Here is a 17,414-nt window from a genome sequence, read left to right on the forward strand (position 1 = left end):
CCCAAAGGAATCCCGCCATGAGCTTTTCCCTTCGACGTGACCTGCTGACCCGGCCGATTTTCGCATGGGCGCATAAGGCGCTGCCGCCGATGTCCGACACGGAGCGCGAGGCATTGGAAGCCGGAGACGTCTGGTGGGATGCGGATCTTTTTACGGGCAATCCGGACTGGTCGAAATTGCTGGCCTTCGCGCCTGCGACGTTGACCGAGGAAGAGACCGCCTTCCTGAACGGCCCGGTCGAACAGCTTTGCGCCATGGTTGACGAATGGAAGGTTAGCTGGGAATGGCGTGATCTGCCGCCGGAAGTCTGGGACTTCATCAAGCGCAACAAATTCTTCGGCATGATCATCCCGAAGGAACATGGCGGGCTCGGGTTCTCGCCCTACGCACATTCGGAAGTGGTGCGGAAAATCTCATCGCGCTCGGTCACGGCGGCTGTCACCGTGATGGTGCCGAATTCGCTCGGGCCGGGTGAACTCCTGATGCACTTCGGCACCAAGGAGCAACGGGATAAATGGCTGCCGGGCCTCGCCGAAGGCCGCGAGATCCCATGCTTTGGATTGACCAGCCCCGAAGCAGGATCCGATGCGGCGTCGATGATCGACACCGGCATCATCTGCAAGGGTGTGTTCGAGGGTAAGGAAACCATTGGCCTGCGCCTGAACTGGCACAAGCGCTACATCACGCTTGGCCCCGTGGCGACGCTGCTTGGTCTGGCTTTCAAGGCATACGACCCGGATCATCTGATTGGCAACGAGGAAGAACTCGGCATCACCGTTGCGCTGATCCCGACTGATCTGCCGGGCGTAAGCATCGGTCATCGCCATTTGCCGGCGATGCAGGTGTTTCAGAACGGCCCGAACTGGGGCAAGGACGTCTTTATTCCGCTGGACTTCATCATCGGCGGGCGCGAACGCATCGGCCAGGGCTGGAAGATGCTGATGACTGCACTCGCGGCAGGGCGCGGCATCTCGCTGCCGTCGCAGTCGGCGGCGGGGGCCGCTTACTGCGCACGCGCGACTGGTGCCTATGCGCGCATCCGCGAACAATTCCATGTGCCGATCGGAAAGTTCGAAGGCATCGAAGAGCCGCTCGCGCGCATTGCCGGCACGGCCTATCAGCTCGATGCCGCGCGCCGGTTGACCTGCGCCGCGCTCAATCAGGGAATTCATCCAGCCGTAATCTCCGGCATCATGAAGCTACACGCTACTGAGCGGCTGCGCATTGCCGTTGACGACGCGATGGATGTGCATGGCGGCAAGGCCATCATCGATGGGCCGCAGAATTACATGGGCAGCCTTTATCGCTCGGTGCCGGTCGCCATCACGGTGGAAGGCGCAAACATCCTGACGCGTAATCTCATCGTATTCGGGCAGGGTTCGGTCCGCGCGCATCCGTATCTGCTGGAGGAAATGAACGCCATTGGCGATGCTGACAGCAAGAAGGGGCTGGACGCGTTCGACAAGGCGTTCTGGAAGCATGTCGGTCACGCCATCACCAACGTCTTCCGTGCATGGGGACGGAGTTGGACCGGCGGCGCCTTCGCGCCCGCGCCGGATGCCGGTGCCGCGACGGGTTACTATCGGCAACTTTCCCGATATTCGACAGCGTTTGCACTCTGTGCGGATATGGCGCTGCTGACGCTGGGCGGTGCGCTCAAGCGCCGTGAGATGCTGTCGGCTCGCTTCGGCGACATTCTCTCCGAACTCTATTTGCTTTCAGCAGCCTTGAAACGCTGGGAGGAGGAAGGCCGTCAACAGTCGGACTTCGCTGCCCTTGAATGGGTGATGGCGAACGGCATCCGCACCATCGAAAATCGTCTGGGCGAAGTGTTGGCCAATATGCCCAACCGCTTCGTGGCGGTGATCCTCAAATTCCTGATCCAGCCGCTCGGCTCCAATCCCCTTGGTCCATCGGACGACGTCGTGCATCGCTGCGCGCAACTGATCCTGGAGCCGTCGGCGGTGCGTGATCGTCTCACGGCAGGGCTTTACGCAAACGACGATGGTCCGCTGGCGCGGCTGGAAAAAGCATTCCTGTTGGTGACTGCGAACGAGGCGATCGAGAAGAAAATGCGCGCGGCGCACTTACGCGACTGGAGCGAGGCCGTGAAGAAAGGTGTCATTACTGCGGAGGAGGGCAACCAGATCAAGGCTGCCCATGATGCGGTCGCGCAGGTGATCGATGTCGATGACTTTGCGCCTGAAGCTCTCTCACCGATTTATAAAAAGCGGCCAGAGCACAAGCAAACTACACCTGACCGGGCGGCAAGCTGATGGCACGTCCGGTTTATATTATCGACGGCGCGCGGACGCCGTTCCTGAAAGCACAAGGTGGCCCCGGGCCCTTCACCCCGGTTGATCTCGCCGTGCAATGCGGCCGGCCTTTGTTGGCGCGGCAACCCTTTGAACCAAACGCGTTCGATCAGGTCATTCTCGGCTGCGTGAACGTGATCGCGGACGAGATGAATCCGGCGCGTGTCGCGGCGCTGCGGCTCGGCATGGGCGAACGCATGGTGGCGTTCACGGTGCAGATCAATTGTGGCTCCGGCATGCAGTCGCTCGATACGGCCTATCGCTACATAGAGGCCGGTAAGGCCGATCTGATTTTGGCGGGTGGCGCGGAAGCGCTGAGCTACGCGCCGCTGGTGTTTCCGCAGTCCGGTGTGCGGTGGTTCGCGAAGTTCGCTACCGCAAAGGAGCCCCTGGCGAAGCTTGCAGCGTTCCTGAAAATTCGCCCGTCTTACTTCAATCCAATCATTGGACTGGAGCGGGGTCTCACTGATCCGGCAACGGACCTCAATATGGGGCAGACGGCGGAAGTGATCGCGCATCTGATGGGCGTGACGCGCGAACAGGCCGATGCCTACGCCGTGGAAAGCCATCGGCGGTTGGCGCTCGCGCAAGAGCAAGGCTTCCTCAAGGGGGAAGTTGAGACCGCCTTCGCGCGGGACGGCAAGTTCTACGACCATGACAATGGCGTGCGGCCGGACTCATCCATCGAGAAGCTCGGCAAGCTCAAGCCGGCATTTGAGCGGCCATGGGGACAGGTCACGCCCGGCAATTCGTCACAGATTACTGACGGGGCCTGCTGGACGATCCTCGCGTCGGAAGATGCGGTCAACAAACACGGCCTCAAGCCGAAGGCTGTCATTGTCGACAGCGCATGGTCGGGATTAGATCCTGCCATCATGGGCTTCGGTCCGGTGCTCTCGTCGACTGAATTGCTGAAGCGGCACAATCTGAAACTTCAGGATGTCGAGACCTGGGAAATCAATGAGGCTTTCGCGTCTCAGTTGCTCGCCTGTCTTGCGGCGTGGAATGACGACAAGTTTTGTCGTGAAGTGCTTGGACTTGACGGTGCTGCGGGCCAGCTCGATCAAACCAAGTTGAATGTCGATGGTGGTGCCATCAGTCTCGGCCATCCGGTGGGGACCAGCGGCAACCGCATCGTGCTGCATCTGGTCAACGCAATGAAACGGCTTGGGACCAAGCGCGGTATCGCCACCGAGTGCATCGGTGGTGGCCTCGGCGGCGCCATGCTGATTGAGACGGTATAGAGGGAACGATCATGGACAGCCGTATCATGGACGTTCTGAAGGATCACGTGCTTGACCTCGGGCCGACGCCCGCGCCAGGGCCTTACAAGAACTTCAAGCTGACCCGCGACAGCGATGGCATTGCGTGGCTGTTGTTCGATCGCGAAGGGGCGAGCGCGAACACGCTTTCTGCAGACGTGCTGGAAGAACTGAGCCAGATCGTTACATCGCTTGAAAGCGAGCGCCCTGTCGGACTGGTCGTCCGTTCCGCAAAGCCCTCGGGCTTTATTGCGGGCGCGGACGTCAACGAGTTTCGCGGCGCAGCCGATCCACGCCAAGTGGAGACGGAGATCGGCAAGGCGCATGCAGTCATCGATAGTTTCGAAGCGCTGAAGATCCCAAGCGTTGCTGTCATCCATGGCTTCTGCCTCGGTGGCGGTTTGGAAGTGGCGCTTGCCTGTAACACGCGCATCGCCATCGACAATGCACGATTTGGCTTTCCTGAGGTGATGTTGGGTCTGCACCCTGGACTTGGCGGCACAGTGCGCTTCACGCAGTTGATCAGTCCGCTCGAAGCGATGACCTTGATGCTGACCGGCCGAACCATCGACGCACGCCGCGCGAAGTCGCTGGGTCTGGTCGAAGCGGTGACGCAGGAACGGCATGTTCGCGGCGCTGTGAAAGACGCGATCTTTGGCCGGTTGCGGCCACGCCGGCAGAGCCTGACTGCCAAGATCATGAATTTCGGTCCCGTGCGTGGGGTATTGGCCAACCGGATGCGGAGCGAAGCGGCCAAGACCGCACCAAAGGTACATTATCCCGCTCCTTATGCGCTGATCGATCTGTGGGAGCAGCACGGCGGCGACCGCAGGGCGATGCTGGCGGCGGAAAAAACCTCCTTTGCCAATCTCATGGTCACGCCGACCGCGCAGAATCTCATTCGCGTGTTCTTCGTGCGCGAGCTGATGAAGGAGTTAGCTGACGGCACGAATACCGTGAAGCACGTGCACGTGATCGGTGCGGGTGCCATGGGCGGCGATATTGCCGCGTGGTGCGCAAACCGCGGACTGCGCGTGACGCTTGCCGACATGAAGCCGGAGCCGATCGCTGACGCAATGAAGCGCGCTGCAGATTTGTTTGGCAAAATCATCCGCAAGAAAACCGACGTGCGTGATGCCCTCGATCGCCTGATTCCCGATATGACGGGCGAGGGGGCACGCAACGCGGACCTGATCATCGAGGCTGTTCCCGAGAAGCTTGACCTCAAGCAGAAGGTGTATGCAGGGCTCGAGCAAGTGATGAAGCCCGGCGCCATTCTCGCCACCAATACGTCGAGCATTCCGCTGCAGGATCTGCGCACCACGCTGAAGTCGCCTGAGAGACTTCTCGGGCTGCATTTCTTCAATCCAGTGTCGCGGCTCCAGCTTGTTGAGGTTGTCAGTCATGACACCGTCGATCCGCAGGCGCTGGCAACGGCTTTGCGCTTTGTCGGCGCCATCGACCGCTTGCCGCTGCCCGTGAAGAGTTCGCCAGGCTTTCTCGTCAATCGCGCGCTGACGCCGTACATGCTGGAAGCGATGGTCATGCTCGATGAAAAGGTCGACAAGGCTGTCATCGATGCGGCCGCGGAAAAATTCGGCATGCCGATGGGACCTATCGAGCTAGCGGATCAGGTCGGCCTCGATATCTGCCTCGCGGTTGGCGATATGCTGCGCGCCAAGTTCGGCGAGGCTGCGTTGCCCCCGGCTCCGGATTGGCTGCGTGACAAGGTGCAGAAGGGAGAGCTCGGCCGCAAGACCGGCAAGGGCTTCTACGACTGGAAGGACGGCAAGGCCGTCAAGATGCCGTCGCAGATCGCTCCGACCGACGAGATGATCGATCGTCTCGTGCTGCCGATGTCGAACGTGTGTGTTGCCTGTCTGCGTGAAGGCATTGTGGATAACGCCGATCTTGTCGATGGCGCGATGATCTTCGGTACAGGCTACGCACCTTTCCGCGGCGGCCCGTTGAACTATGCGCGTACGCGCGGACCGGCGAATGTCGTGACGACGCTGAAGGCGCTGGAAGCGAAGTTCGGCAGCCGCTTCAAACCCGATGCGGGCTGGGATAGCTTCGCTTAAGTCTCACACTCAACGATCTGGGGATATCCATTCATGGCAGAGACGACAGCTGTCCACGCTGCTCCGGCGCCGACCGAACCGCAGGGTGAGCTCTCGATCCGCACGCTTGCGATGCCGGCGGATACCAACCAGAACGGTGACATCTTCGGTGGCTGGCTGCTGAGTCAGATGGATCTCGCCGGCAGCATCTACGCCTACAAGACCACGCAGACCCGGAACGTTACAGTCGCGATTGAAGCGATGACGTTTCGCAAGCCGGTCTATGTCGGCGACGTGGTGTCCGTTTATGCCACCACGGTGCGTATCGGCCGCACCTCAATCACCGTGCATCTCGAAGCGTGGGTGCAGCGCCGCAATGAGGCCCGGCTCATCCTCGTGACCGACGGCAACTATACGTATGTGTCTGTTGACGATCACGGCAAGCCGCAAGTGATCGCGCAACAACCATCGCACACGACGGTCTGAGACGCCGATTCGATCACAGCTGATTCGTTTACACGTCTTAACGATGATGACGTTTGTGCGAATTTTGAGGCGATGACTCAGTTGCGGCATCTTGCCTCGCTCATGCCCTGCTAAAGCCGCTGCCAGGTTATAAAACTGTCGCGCGAAGCGCCTACAGGTGCGGCGCGTTGCACAGCGCCGTGGCATGGTTCGCTTACGTTCGAGTCATTTCGGGCAAAATAGGCCGGAAAAAAGTTGGCCCGCGACATGCATATGGTGATGTGAAAGCGTTCGAAGAAAAGAAGAGTTTGAACGGAAACTTTTCTACTTCTTTCGAGTTAGTGCGCGTGAGGAACCCAGAGGCGGGCACGAAAGTAAAAAAGCATGTCTGATACGTACATCATCGAAGTTAGCTCGGAAGCCGCAGGCATCGTCGTTCGTGATAAAGCCGGTTTCCGATTCTTTGCAGCCACCCATCGGTTCAATCCCCTCGACGGCAGACTTTTCAAAAATGCGCGCGAAGCAGAACGTGCTGCGACGCAATGTCTTGCCGGCCGGGTAGAGCCTCAACCAGCCTAATCTGACAGGCCAACATCAAGCGCGGCAGAATTGCGCGCGCAAATGCTACGAAAAAGGCCGGGATCGCTCCCGGCCTCGTTGCTTTTGGAGGGCTCGGAGAAAGTCCACCTCGGATCATGCCATTGCGGGATAATCCGTGTAGCCCTTCGAGTTGCCGCCGTAGAAAGTTGCCTTATCGAAGTCGTTGAGCGGTGCGCCAAGCTTGAGGCGTTCAACGAGGTCGGGATTCGAAATGTAGAGCTTTCCGAATGCGATCAGGTCGGCCCTGTTGGTGTCCAGCACCTGGTTGGCGAGCTTGAAGTCATAGCCGTTGTTGGCGATGTATGCGCCGTTGAAGCGCTTGCGCAGGGCTTCATAGTCGAACGGTGCAACGTCGCGCGGACCGCCGGTCGCGCCTTCAACGACGTGCATGTAGACGAGCTTCAGAGCATTTAGGCCGTCGACGATGTAGTTGAAGAGAGCCTGTGGATTGCTGTCGGTGAGATCGTTCGACGGTGTCACCGGCGAAATGCGAATGCCGGTGCGATCAGCGCCTGCAACCTCAGAGACGGCTTTGGAGACTTCGAGCATCAGCTTGGAGCGATTTTCGATCGGCCCGCCGTAAGCATCGGTGCGCTTGTTGGCGCCATCGCGTGCGAATTGATCGAGCAGATAGCCGTTGGCGCCATGGATCTCGACGCCGTCAAAGCCGGCTTCCAAGGCGTTTGCCGTCGCACGCTTGTAGTCATCGATAATGCCGGGAATTTCATTCAACTCTAGCGCACGAGGCTCCGACACGTCGGCGAACGTACCGCCGACGAACGTCTTGCCGTTGGCGCGAATGGCGGAAGGTGCAACGGGAGCCCCGTTATTCAGCTGCAACGACGTATGGGAGATGCGGCCGACATGCCAAAGCTGGATGACGATGTGTCCGCCGCGTTCGTGAACGCGGTCCGTCACTTTGCGCCAGCCCGCAACTTGATCTTTCGAATAGATGCCGGGCGTATCCTGATAGCCCTGGCCCTGCTGCGAGATCTGGCTTGCCTCAGTGATCAGCAATCCCGCTGAGGCGCGTTGTCCGTAGTATTCCGTGGCCAGTGGACCGGGCACGAAGCCGGCGCCAGCGCGGTTGCGCGTCAAGGGCGCCATCACAGCGCGATTTTTGAGAGTAATCGGGCCGAGCTTGTAGGCGTCGAAAAGTTTGGAGGTCATCTGGGGCATCCCATGTCGGACTCAATGCAACTGCATGTACTTAACGCCGTTGAATGATTCAAGCCTGCGCTCGCACAAAATATGTGCGCGCGGGCTTATAGCGCTAATGACCGTGAAGCCTATGACATCCCTAGGAAATCGCGTTTTCCGATCTCGACGCCGTTGTGGCGCAGGATGTCATGGGCGGTGACGCAATGGAAAAAGAAGTTCGGCAAAGCGGCGTGATTGAGGAATTGTTGCCCCGTCACTGTCACCGTTTTGTCTTGCCCGATCGGATAGGTGATCTCGCGCGCCTCTCCGCCCTGGTATTTTTCCGCAGGTAGCGCCTTGATGTTGCTGATGACTTTGGCGATGCGCGCCTGCAATTCCTCGAACGTTGTTTCAGTGTCGGCCATCACCGGCAATTCGGTCTGCGTGAAGCGGGCGCAGGCTTTGCCGGAGAAATCACAGGCCAGCTGAATCTGCTTCGCGAGCGGATACATCGTTGGATGGAGCCGCGCGTTCAGAAGCACGGCGGGATCAATGTTTTTGTCCTTAGCGTAGGCTTCCGCCTTAGCAAGAATCTTGGAGAGGGCGGTGAGCGTATGGATGAACAGCGGCGCAGAGCCATCGTAGAACGACATGAGTGACCTTTCCGGGTGAGATCGTGGCGGTTGCTCTCGATCTAAATCCCGGTCGTGTCAAGGCACACTGGTGTCCCTTAGGTTCTGCCATTCGCAAACGAACCAGCCGCAAGCTGATACGAATGTCAGAACCGGGACACTAGCGCGGTCCGCCGCGCATCCGTGCCAACAATTCCGAGGTCGGCCACGAATCCGCCGGCAGTCCGTATTTCGTCTGCATGGTTTTGACGGCGATGCGGCTTTGTTGCCCGAGCACACCATCAACCTTGCCGACATTGAATCCGGCACGGACCAGCAATTGCTGCAATTCGCGAATTTCGTTGAACGGCAATTGCGCGACGGGAGTCGCCGGCTTACGCATCGGGGCTGCGCCCGCGATGCGCGTTGCGAGATAGGCGGCTGTTGTGGAATAGATCAGCGAGTTATTCCATTCGGTGTAAGCGGCGAAGTTCGCATAGGCGAGGAAGGCTGGTCCGGTGCGGCCCATCGGCAACAGAACCGATGCCGGAAGATCGTCGTTCGGTAATGGGCGGCCGTCCGCGTAAGTCACGCCCCACGCCGCCCATTTCGAGCGCGGATGCTTGACGGTGAGATCGGCTTGATCCCACGGCAGATTCGCCGGCACCCGGATCTCTTGCAGCCATGGTTCGCCGCGGCGCCATTTCAGCGCAGTGGCGATGTAATTCGCCGTCGATCCGATCACGTCGGGTGCGCTGTGCAGCATGTTGCGATGACCGTCGCCGTCATAGTCGACGGCGTAGTTATAGTAGTGCGAGGGCAGGAATTGCGTCTGTCCTAATTCGCCGGCCCATGAGCCGATCATCTCGCCCGGCGTCAGGTCACCGCGATCGATGATCTTCAGAGCAGAAATCGTTTCGTCATGAAACATCTGTGCGCGGCGACAGTCGTAAGCGAGCGACACCAACGAACGCAGTGTTGGCAGCTTGCCCATATTGGCGCCGAAATCGCTCTCAAGCCCCCAGAACGCGGCGATCACCGCTGGCGGCACGCCGTATTCTTTTTCGGCGCGCGCAAAAGCTTGGCCATAGGTTTGAATCTTCGCGCGGCCCTGTTGCATCCGGTAGTCCGCCGCCATGCGCGCGGCGAATTCAGTGAAGACCTGACCGAAGACACGCTGGCCGCGATCACGATTGACGATGCCCTGATCGTACACCAGGCCCGGGGATGCGGCTGCGATCGCGCGCTGCGAAACACCGGCGGCAACAGCGTCCTGTTTCAGTTGTGCAAGAAACTGGGCGAAGCTCTGCCCGCCGTGACACGCGGCACCGCTCTGGGCCGAGGCGGGGGAGGAAACCCAAGCTTGTGCGGCAACTATTAGAAGGACAGGAGCAACGTGCTTAGTAATTTGCCTAAGTAGCTTCAAGATAGATACCTCACTCGTAATTAAATTAGATCATTTGCTGTGCTTGGTCACGGCAGCTATTGCTTGAAGCAATTTTCTCGGTGCCACTTGAGAAAAGTTGGATGCGGACGTTGAGATGGTCGTTGAGGAAGAAGCGCGTGACCGCTCTTGTTTATAAGAGTCCGGACACCGTCCGGATCGTTGACATGTCGTGATATCAGGATTTTGAGGTCGTCATCCAAGCCGATCAATCCTCGATCAAACATCCAATGAGCGGTTCCAGAAAGTGCAACTCCATTATTCACGGTATCGGGCCCGTTGGCATTCACCGGTTTAATATGCGCTGCATCAACTTCTGCGCGGCCGCCACCATTGATGAGTTTTAGCCCCGTAACCACGCAGCGTTGATCGTATGCGCTTAGAATAATTCGACGAAAGGTACGATCTCGCACAATCCTTGACGACAGGTAGCTCAACCGATCGCGAATCTCCTCGTGCTGGAAGGGAGCCTGCTCTTCATCGAATTGGGATAGCGATGTAACTTCACCAACGCGTGGCAGAAGGGGCTCGGTCTCTTCTAGGCCCATCTCGATAATGCGATTGAAATCGATCGGAGAGATTGGTCGAACCGCAGACTGGGCGCGCCCCGAGATGCCTCCCTTCTCGTTCAAGATACCTCGTTCCACGATGCCATTGGGGCCGTTGAAGGGTACGGGCCTGCTAAATTCTAAATAGCTACCGGGTTCGACAAGTGCGAGATACATTCCTGCAACTTTGGGGTCCGGAATAATCTGCTGTACTTTCGCCATGGCAAAGTATCCGCGGGGAGCGCCTACCTTGCGAGGCTCATAGTAGATGATCCAGTCCCCGAGGCATGCCTGTGCGCGGCTAAGATATTGGGACGGAAATTGATACCGTTCAGCTGGGCTGTCGTCATAGATTGAGTCTGAACGGTGAATGAAAATTCCAAATCCCATTTGATGCGTATCGCGTACCTCGTTTGGTGTGGAGTTTGGGCATTGAGTGATTACATTGTCAAAGGTCAATACCTTTGACTAAGGGGATATTTGGGGCTCACAGCTCCCGCGCATTGCTGAACGAGAACGACGACACCCGCCGGGTGTTCTCATCGAGAATGAGCGTCCGGGTCAACGGCGGTTCGGCGCGCTGGCTGCAGTTCTCTCGTTCGCACAGCCGGCAGTTGACGCCGATGGGGGTGCCCTGAATTTTTTCCAGGTCCAGTCCGCTGGCATAGACCAGCTTGGACGCATGACGTATTTCGCACCCGAGTCCGATCGCGAAGCGTGGCTGCGGTTGTGGATAGGGCGCGGCAGGGCGGCGGACCATCTGCGCTAAGGAGAAATACCGGCTGCCGTCCGGTAGTTCGATCACCTGCTGCAGCATGCGATCCGGCGTGTCGAAGGAGGAGTGCACATTCCACAACGGACACGTGCCGCCGAACTTCGAGAACGGAAAGGTGCCGGACGAAAATCGTTTTGAGACGTTGCCGGCGTTGTCCACGCGCAGCATGAAGAACGGCACGCCGCGGGCATTGGGCCGCTGAAGGGTGGTGAGCCGGTGGCAGATCTGCTCAAAGCCGACGTTAAAGCGCTGACCCAGCACCTGGATGTCGTAACCGAGTGTCTCCGCTGCGCTGTGAAATTCCTGATACGGCATCATCGCGGCGGCAGCAAAGTAATTCGCCAGCGTGATCCGGTAGAGCCGGCGCGAGGTATCATCAAGCGGGCCGGCGCGGTTGACGATCGATTCCATCAGCGGTCCGCATTCGGCGAGTGCCAGTTGAAAGGCGAGCTGGAAAACACGGCCGGAGCCGTCGACCATTTCTGAGATCAGCACTTGCCGGCGATGGCGGTCCCAGCGCCGCAAGGTTTCGCGCATCACGTCGACCGGCATGATGCGCACCGTGGTCGAATGGCGTTCACGCAGGCGATCGCTCAGCGCTGTAAACAGATCCTGCGCTGTGACGTTCAGTTCGTCGCGCAGAGCTTCTGCTGCGGTCTCCAGCTCCGGAAAGTAATTGCGGTTGGCCTCGATCAGGTCGCGCACCCGCTCGATCGGATTGGCCTCGAAGCGCACACCGGCGCCTTCATCACGATCGGCGAACTGCGCGGCGGCCAGGGTCTCGCCGCGCCGGGCTTCGGTATAGGCCGCATAGAGCCGCTGCAACGAATGGGTGACGCCGGGGCACAGTTCGGCGAGATCGCGCAATTCCTGTTTGGGCAGATCGATCTGCCGGAACAGCGGGTCGGAAAAGATTTCATTCAGCTCGGCGAAGAACCGATCCTCGTCGGCGGTCGCGAGGTCGCGCAGGTCAAGGTCATAGGTCTCTGCCAGCCGCAGCAGGATCTGCGCCGTCACCGGGCGTTGGTTGCGTTCGATCAGGTTGACGTAGCTCGGGGAGATGCCGAGGCCTTCCGCGATCTGGGTCTGCGACAGGCCGAGTTGCTGCCGAATCCGCCGGAAGCGCGGACCCACGAAAAGCTTTTTTCCTGCTTCGGTCGCCATGGCGCGCCCCTACGCTCTGTTTGTGACAAAATTTACAATATTACATTAATTACAAGTCTATATGTTACATGTCATCATCATTCAAATCAAGATATCTATGCGGATTTATATTTCTCGCGTTATCTCACGGGACACATTTCGCAATGCACTGTCAAAAATGTCGATGAGTTGCAAGAGCAGCCTTATCGTCGCCGAAAGGGATTACGCACATGAACTACCAGCCACGTGGGATCAATGACCGCTCTATTCAGGGGCCGGCGTCTTATCTGAGCGAGGTCGGCGCTGCTGAAGCGCTGCTCAAGACCCAGCCGACCTGGAATGGCGTCAGCGCTGAAGCCGTGGCGCGGATGCGCCTGCAGAACCGTTTCAAGACCGGCCTCGACATCGCGCGCTACAACGCAGCGCTGATGCGCGCCGATATGGCGGCTTATGACGCCGACCCTACCAAGTACACCCAGTCGCTTGGTTGCTGGCATGGTTTCATCGCGCAGCAGAAGCTGATTTCGGTCAAGAAGCATTTCGGCACGACCGATCGCCGTTATCTGTATCTCTCGGGTTGGATGATCGCAGCGCTTCGCTCCGAGTTCGGACCGCTTCCCGATCAGTCGATGCACGAGAAGACCTCGGTGCCGGCGCTGATCGAAGAGCTCTATACCTTCCTCCGTCAGGCGGATTCCCGTGAGCTCAACGACATCTTCCGTGCCCTCGACGCTGCCCGCAAGGCCGGCGACCAGGCGCAGGAAAAGGCTTTGATCGAAAAGATCGACACCTTCCAGACCCATGTCGTGCCCGTTATCGCCGACATCGACGCGGGCTTTGGCAATGCTGAGGCGACCTATCTTCTCGCGAAGAAGATGATTGAAGCGGGGGCCTGCGCGCTGCAGATCGAAAATCAGGTGTCTGACGAAAAGCAGTGCGGTCACCAGGACGGCAAGGTGACGGTGCCGCATGAGGTGTTCCTGGCCAAGATCCGCGCCTGCCGCCATGCCTTCCTCGAACTGGGTGTCGAAGACGGCATCATCGTGACCCGCACCGACTCGCTCGGTGCCGGCCTCACGCAGCAGATCGCGGTGAGCCACAAGCCCGGCGACCTCGGCGATCAGTACAACAGCTTCCTGGATTGCGAGGAAGTGACCGCCGACAACGCCAGGAATGGTGATGTCATCATCAACCGCAACGGCAAGATGATGCGTCCGAAGCGACTTGCCAGCAACCTCTATCAATTCCGTGCCGGCACGGGCGAGGATCGTTGCGTGCTCGATAGCATCACCTCGCTGCAGAACGGCGCCGATCTGCTGTGGATCGAGACCGAGAAGCCGCACATCGAGCAGATCGCCAAGATGGTGGACCGCATTCGCGAAGTGATTCCCAACGCCAAGCTGGCCTACAACAACTCGCCATCGTTCAACTGGACGCTCAACTTCCGTTGGCAGGTGTACGACGCGATGAAGGAAGCGGGCAAGGATGTCAGCAAGTACAATCGCGCCGACCTGATGAAGCCGGAATACGACGATACGCCGCTGGCTATTGAAGCTGACGAGCGCATCCGCACCTTCCAGGCCGATTCAGCCAAGCGTGCCGGCATCTTCCATCACCTGATCACGTTGCCGACCTATCACACGGCAGCACTGTCAACCGACAATCTCGCGAAGGAGTATTTCGGCGAGCAGGGTATGCTTGGCTACGTGAAGAACGTCCAACGTCAGGAAATCCGTCAGGGGATTGCCTGCGCCAAGCATCAGAACATGGCTGGATCCGACATCGGTGATGAGCACAAGGAATACTTCGCCGGTGAAGCCGCTCTGAAGGCGGGTGGCGTGCACAATACGATGAACCAGTTCGGCTAACGGTGGATACGCGGCAACAGGAGACTGAAATGACCAAAGGCAGAAATTTCTGGGTGATTGGCGGCGAGTTCGGTTCGATGAACTTCCACAAGCTCGTGGAAGGCTCGGCGCAGGTCCAAGGCCCCTTCAAAACCCGCAAGGAGGCTGAAGACGCCTGGCGCACCGTGTCGGAAGAGAACCGTCACCGCGGCAGCGTGCGCTTCTCCATCGTGGAAGAGCCCCAGCGCGCCATGGCCTAAGTCACTAGCTCGGGGAAACGCAAGAGGGAGTCTCAAAACGAGACACGGCGTGGCCACAAACCATGTCAGCAAAGCGGCCTCGTCCGGTTTTCCGGGCGGGGCCGCTGTGTTTTGGGCTGTTAAGCCTTATTTCCGGGCCTTTGCCGCCGGTACAGTTACTGATAGGTTAAAAAGACTGAAACAAAGGCGGCAAAGCAATGTCCGAGCAGAACGCGGAAGGTCATTTGACGGGGCTGAAACCGGTTCGGCTGCGCGATGCCTTGCGCAAGGCCCGGATCGAGGCCGCGGACCGTGTCGGTGTCGTGGTCGACCTGCGTGATGCCGAAGTCGCGCGCCTCGAGATTCTCAACGAAGCGCTTGATTCGCTGTTCTCGGAAATTCCATCGAATGTCGATTTGTTCGATCGCGGTATCAGCCAGGGTGATACGCCGCGGCTGTGGATCGATGCTGTCGCGCACATCGCGATGGGACGCGACAAGCGGATCTATCGTTTCGTGCAGGACACGCGCTTCGGACGAATCGTACTCGCGCAATCGCACGATGTCGCAACGATTGTCGATGCGGTGACGGACTATATCGCCCGTCGCATGATCGAGCGTGAACACGCGATGGTCGTGACGCCGATGCAGACGGAAGGGCAAGCATCAGCTGCGCCCGTCAAGCGCCAAAGCAGCAGACTTTTGACTTTCACGTTAGGTTTCTTCGCCGGGCTCTGCGCGCTGTTCGGATTCGCACTGCTGATGGCGCTGCGAGGCTGACGTACAAAGTCGTTGATCTCTAAATCAGCCGCTCACTTTTGATGTCACCGAGCATCATGTCCTTGGTGAAGCCACGCACGTGCTGGTCACAGCGCCATGCCCCATTTTCCTTCGCGACGGAAAACAGATTGTAAGCTGCGGGATGGGTGTGACCCATCGCATAAGCTGAAGCCGATGGCACGCCGATCGCAGGAATACGGCCGCGGGGGCCGTTGAGCCACACCGTGGCGTGGCGATGATCGTGTCCGTGCAACACGAGCTCCACGCCGTGCCGTGATAGCAACTCCACAAGCTCGTCGGAGTCACGCAGGCGTGCAGCCCAGCGTCCGGGTGATGTGATAGGTGGATGATGGATGAGTAGAACACGAAACAGGTTTTCTGCAGCCAGTTGCGGGAGCAGCCGTTCAAGGCTCGCCCGCTGCGTAAGGCCGAGCCGTCCGGTCGCCATGAAGGGTGCGGTCGGAACAGCAGTTGAAACGCCGATCAGCGCCAGCGGACCTCTACGCCGCAAATAGGGAAAGGTGGTTTCGCCATTCTGTATGGCACCATCGCCGTGCAAATAATCCGCCCACGCTGTCGGGAAATGTTCACGGATGCCGCCCACATAGGCATCATGGTTGCCGGGCACCAATGAGACATCCTGTGGAGTACCGACGCTTTCTAGCCACTGGCGTGCAGCAGTGAATTCCAGTGGCAGTGCGATGTTGACGAGGTCACCGGTGATGGCGATGTGATCGGGACGCTGTGCCTGCATGTCGGCCACGAGCTCGCCCAGCACGTCACGGCGATGGACCGCGTGACGTTTGCGCCGCCAGTTGAAATAGCCGATAGCCCGCTTGCTTGCGAGTTCACGTAGCCGCGGCTGCGGCATGGGGCCGAGATGCGGGTCGGAGAGGTGGGCCAGGAGAAATGAAGTCATTGAAACGTGACCACCCCGCGCTGAACTGCTATCACGCTCCGGCGCCCTCATTCGTTGCAATCCCGGACGGGACACTGGTTTGCATATCACGATATCGCGGCAGGAATCTCGCGCAATGAGCATCGAGGATATTCGTGTGAGGTTCGAGCCGCTGATCCGCGGCGTCTTTCATTTTTATGCGCGATTTGCCCGTGGCATGACCTTGGGCGTTCGCGCAGTGGTACTCGATGCCGACAACCGGGTTTTCCTGGTCAAGCACAGCTACGTCTCCGGTTGGCACTTGCCGGGCGGCGGTGTCGAGACCGGCGAGACCTTCATGGATTCGCTGAAGCGCGAACTGATCGAGGAGGGCCGGATCGACATGACCGGCGAGCCGCAACTGCACGGCTTGTTCTTCAACCGGCGAATCTCGCGCCGGGATCATGTCGCGGTTTATGTGGTGCGGTCCTTTCATCAGGACCGGATGCCGGAACGTAACCACGAAATCATCGCCTGCGGCTTTTACAGTGTCACCGACCTGCCGCCGGATACGACGCGTGGGACCCGGCTTCGGATCGCCGAAGTTCTTGAGAACAAACCGGTCTCCGAGGACTGGAGCTAACTGCGTTCCTGTATGGTTTGGGGCACACGAGCACGGTGGACCCCGAGGGCGCGAGATGCTATTTCGCCACTTGTCATGTCCGACCTTTCCCTGACCATTCTGGCGGAAACCGCCAACGACGAACAAGCCATCGAGCGCCTTCATGAGCGCACGTTCGGGCCGGGACGTTATGCGCTCAGCGCCTATCGTCTCCGTGAGCATGTCGATCATCTGCTCGATCTGTCCTTCACGGCGCGGATCGGCACCCTGATGGTCGGCTCGGTTCGTCAATTGCCGATCTGCATTGGCGATACGCCGGCACTCCTGCTGGGCCCGCTGACTGTCGAGCCGCCGTTCCGTGACCGGGGCATCGGTCGTGCGCTGATGGATCGCGCGCTGGCGGACGCCAAGGCGGCGGGCCATCGGCTGATCGTATTGGTTGGGGACGAAGCCTATTACAGCCGTGTGGGCTTCAAGCGCATCCCAAAAGGAACCACGGCGATGCCGGGTCCGGTTGATCCGGCGCGATTGCTGGTTTGTGAGCTCGCTGACAACGCCTTCGAAGGCGTCAACGGACCGATCCGCCCGGACTGGAATTTCGTCCGGACGTCCTGAGCAGAACGGCAATCCACCGCGCGCTCTCTTAATTCCATGAATTTCACATCGTCAGACATCCGCTCTTTCGCC

At 59.1% G+C, this 17,414-nt stretch carries 16 protein-coding genes; 10 read left to right on the plus strand and 6 right to left on the minus strand.

Annotated elements, in window-relative coordinates:
- Positions 1-17: 17 nt before the first annotated feature.
- The 5 genes from ACZ5C3_RS05010 (at position 18) to ACZ5C3_RS05030 (ending at position 6,681) form a co-directional block, all read left to right on the plus strand.
- Positions 18-2,276 carry an acyl-CoA dehydrogenase gene (locus ACZ5C3_RS05010; RefSeq protein WP_464035740.1) on the plus strand — a complete coding sequence of 753 codons (2,259 nt, stop codon included), beginning with the start codon at positions 18-20 and terminating at the stop codon, positions 2,274-2,276.
- Entirely contained in the window at positions 2,276-3,559 is a 1,284-nt protein-coding gene (locus ACZ5C3_RS05015; protein ID WP_464035742.1) for an acetyl-CoA C-acetyltransferase, read from the plus strand. The genes ACZ5C3_RS05010 and ACZ5C3_RS05015 overlap by 1 nt, the downstream gene beginning before the upstream one ends.
- A gap of 11 nt (positions 3,560-3,570) precedes the next feature.
- Positions 3,571-5,658 carry a 3-hydroxyacyl-CoA dehydrogenase NAD-binding domain-containing protein gene (locus ACZ5C3_RS05020; RefSeq protein WP_464035744.1) on the plus strand — a complete coding sequence of 696 codons (2,088 nt, stop codon included), beginning with the start codon at positions 3,571-3,573 and terminating at the stop codon, positions 5,656-5,658.
- A gap of 33 nt (positions 5,659-5,691) precedes the next feature.
- On the plus strand, positions 5,692-6,123 hold the full coding sequence (locus tag ACZ5C3_RS05025) for an acyl-CoA thioesterase (protein WP_464035746.1): 432 nt from the start codon (positions 5,692-5,694) through the stop codon (positions 6,121-6,123).
- A gap of 363 nt (positions 6,124-6,486) precedes the next feature.
- Positions 6,487-6,681, plus strand: coding sequence for a hypothetical protein (locus ACZ5C3_RS05030; RefSeq protein ID WP_464035747.1), 195 nt, complete (start codon positions 6,487-6,489; stop codon positions 6,679-6,681).
- Between the two features lie 114 nt (positions 6,682-6,795).
- Here ACZ5C3_RS05030 and ACZ5C3_RS05035 read toward each other — a convergent pair whose 3' ends face one another.
- The 5 genes from ACZ5C3_RS05035 to ACZ5C3_RS05055 form a co-directional block, all read right to left on the minus strand.
- Entirely contained in the window at positions 6,796-7,881 is a 1,086-nt protein-coding gene (locus ACZ5C3_RS05035) for an alkene reductase (protein WP_464035749.1), read from the minus strand.
- A 110-nt stretch (positions 7,882-7,991) separates the two neighbouring features.
- A complete protein-coding gene (locus ACZ5C3_RS05040; RefSeq protein ID WP_464035750.1) occupies positions 7,992-8,495 on the minus strand; it encodes a DUF1993 domain-containing protein in 504 nt (167 codons plus the stop codon).
- A gap of 139 nt (positions 8,496-8,634) precedes the next feature.
- Positions 8,635-9,831 (minus strand): lytic murein transglycosylase, encoded by a 1,197-nt coding sequence (locus tag ACZ5C3_RS05045; protein WP_464038262.1) that lies wholly within the window; start codon positions 9,829-9,831, stop codon positions 8,635-8,637.
- 104 nt (positions 9,832-9,935) lie between these two features.
- Positions 9,936-10,835 (minus strand): HNH endonuclease, encoded by a 900-nt coding sequence (locus ACZ5C3_RS05050; RefSeq protein ID WP_464035752.1) that lies wholly within the window; start codon positions 10,833-10,835, stop codon positions 9,936-9,938.
- Positions 10,836-10,932: 97 nt separating this feature from the next.
- Positions 10,933-12,384, minus strand: coding sequence for a helix-turn-helix domain-containing protein (locus ACZ5C3_RS05055; protein ID WP_464035754.1), 1,452 nt, complete (start codon positions 12,382-12,384; stop codon positions 10,933-10,935).
- Between the two features lie 209 nt (positions 12,385-12,593).
- Here ACZ5C3_RS05055 and ACZ5C3_RS05060 point away from each other — a divergent pair, with 209 nt between their 5' ends.
- The 3 genes from ACZ5C3_RS05060 to ACZ5C3_RS05070 all read left to right on the plus strand — a co-directional run bounded on the left by ACZ5C3_RS05060 (position 12,594) and on the right by ACZ5C3_RS05070 (position 15,228).
- On the plus strand, positions 12,594-14,231 hold the full coding sequence (locus tag ACZ5C3_RS05060) for an isocitrate lyase (protein ID WP_464035756.1): 1,638 nt from the start codon (positions 12,594-12,596) through the stop codon (positions 14,229-14,231).
- A gap of 29 nt (positions 14,232-14,260) precedes the next feature.
- A complete protein-coding gene (locus ACZ5C3_RS05065; RefSeq protein WP_464035757.1) occupies positions 14,261-14,470 on the plus strand; it encodes a DUF4170 domain-containing protein in 210 nt (69 codons plus the stop codon).
- A 197-nt stretch (positions 14,471-14,667) separates the two neighbouring features.
- On the plus strand, positions 14,668-15,228 hold the full coding sequence (locus tag ACZ5C3_RS05070; protein ID WP_464044569.1) for a hypothetical protein: 561 nt from the start codon (positions 14,668-14,670) through the stop codon (positions 15,226-15,228).
- Positions 15,229-15,247: 19 nt separating this feature from the next.
- Here ACZ5C3_RS05070 and ACZ5C3_RS05075 read toward each other — a convergent pair whose 3' ends face one another.
- Entirely contained in the window at positions 15,248-16,147 is a 900-nt protein-coding gene (locus ACZ5C3_RS05075) for a metallophosphoesterase family protein (protein ID WP_464035758.1), read from the minus strand.
- A gap of 115 nt (positions 16,148-16,262) precedes the next feature.
- On the opposite strand from ACZ5C3_RS05075, the gene ACZ5C3_RS05080 reads away from it, so the two are divergent.
- Together ACZ5C3_RS05080 and ACZ5C3_RS05085 are read left to right on the plus strand one after the other, a co-directional pair.
- Positions 16,263-16,748 carry an NUDIX domain-containing protein gene (locus tag ACZ5C3_RS05080; protein WP_464035760.1) on the plus strand — a complete coding sequence of 162 codons (486 nt, stop codon included), beginning with the start codon at positions 16,263-16,265 and terminating at the stop codon, positions 16,746-16,748.
- A gap of 75 nt (positions 16,749-16,823) precedes the next feature.
- The gene (locus ACZ5C3_RS05085; RefSeq protein WP_464035762.1) at positions 16,824-17,342 is read left to right on the plus strand and encodes a GNAT family N-acetyltransferase; all 519 of its coding nucleotides are present in this window, start codon (positions 16,824-16,826) and stop codon (positions 17,340-17,342) included.
- The last annotated feature ends 72 nt before the right edge of the window (positions 17,343-17,414 follow it).

The sequence above is a fragment of the Afipia dichlorophenoxyacetatis genome, assembly GCF_055386385.1.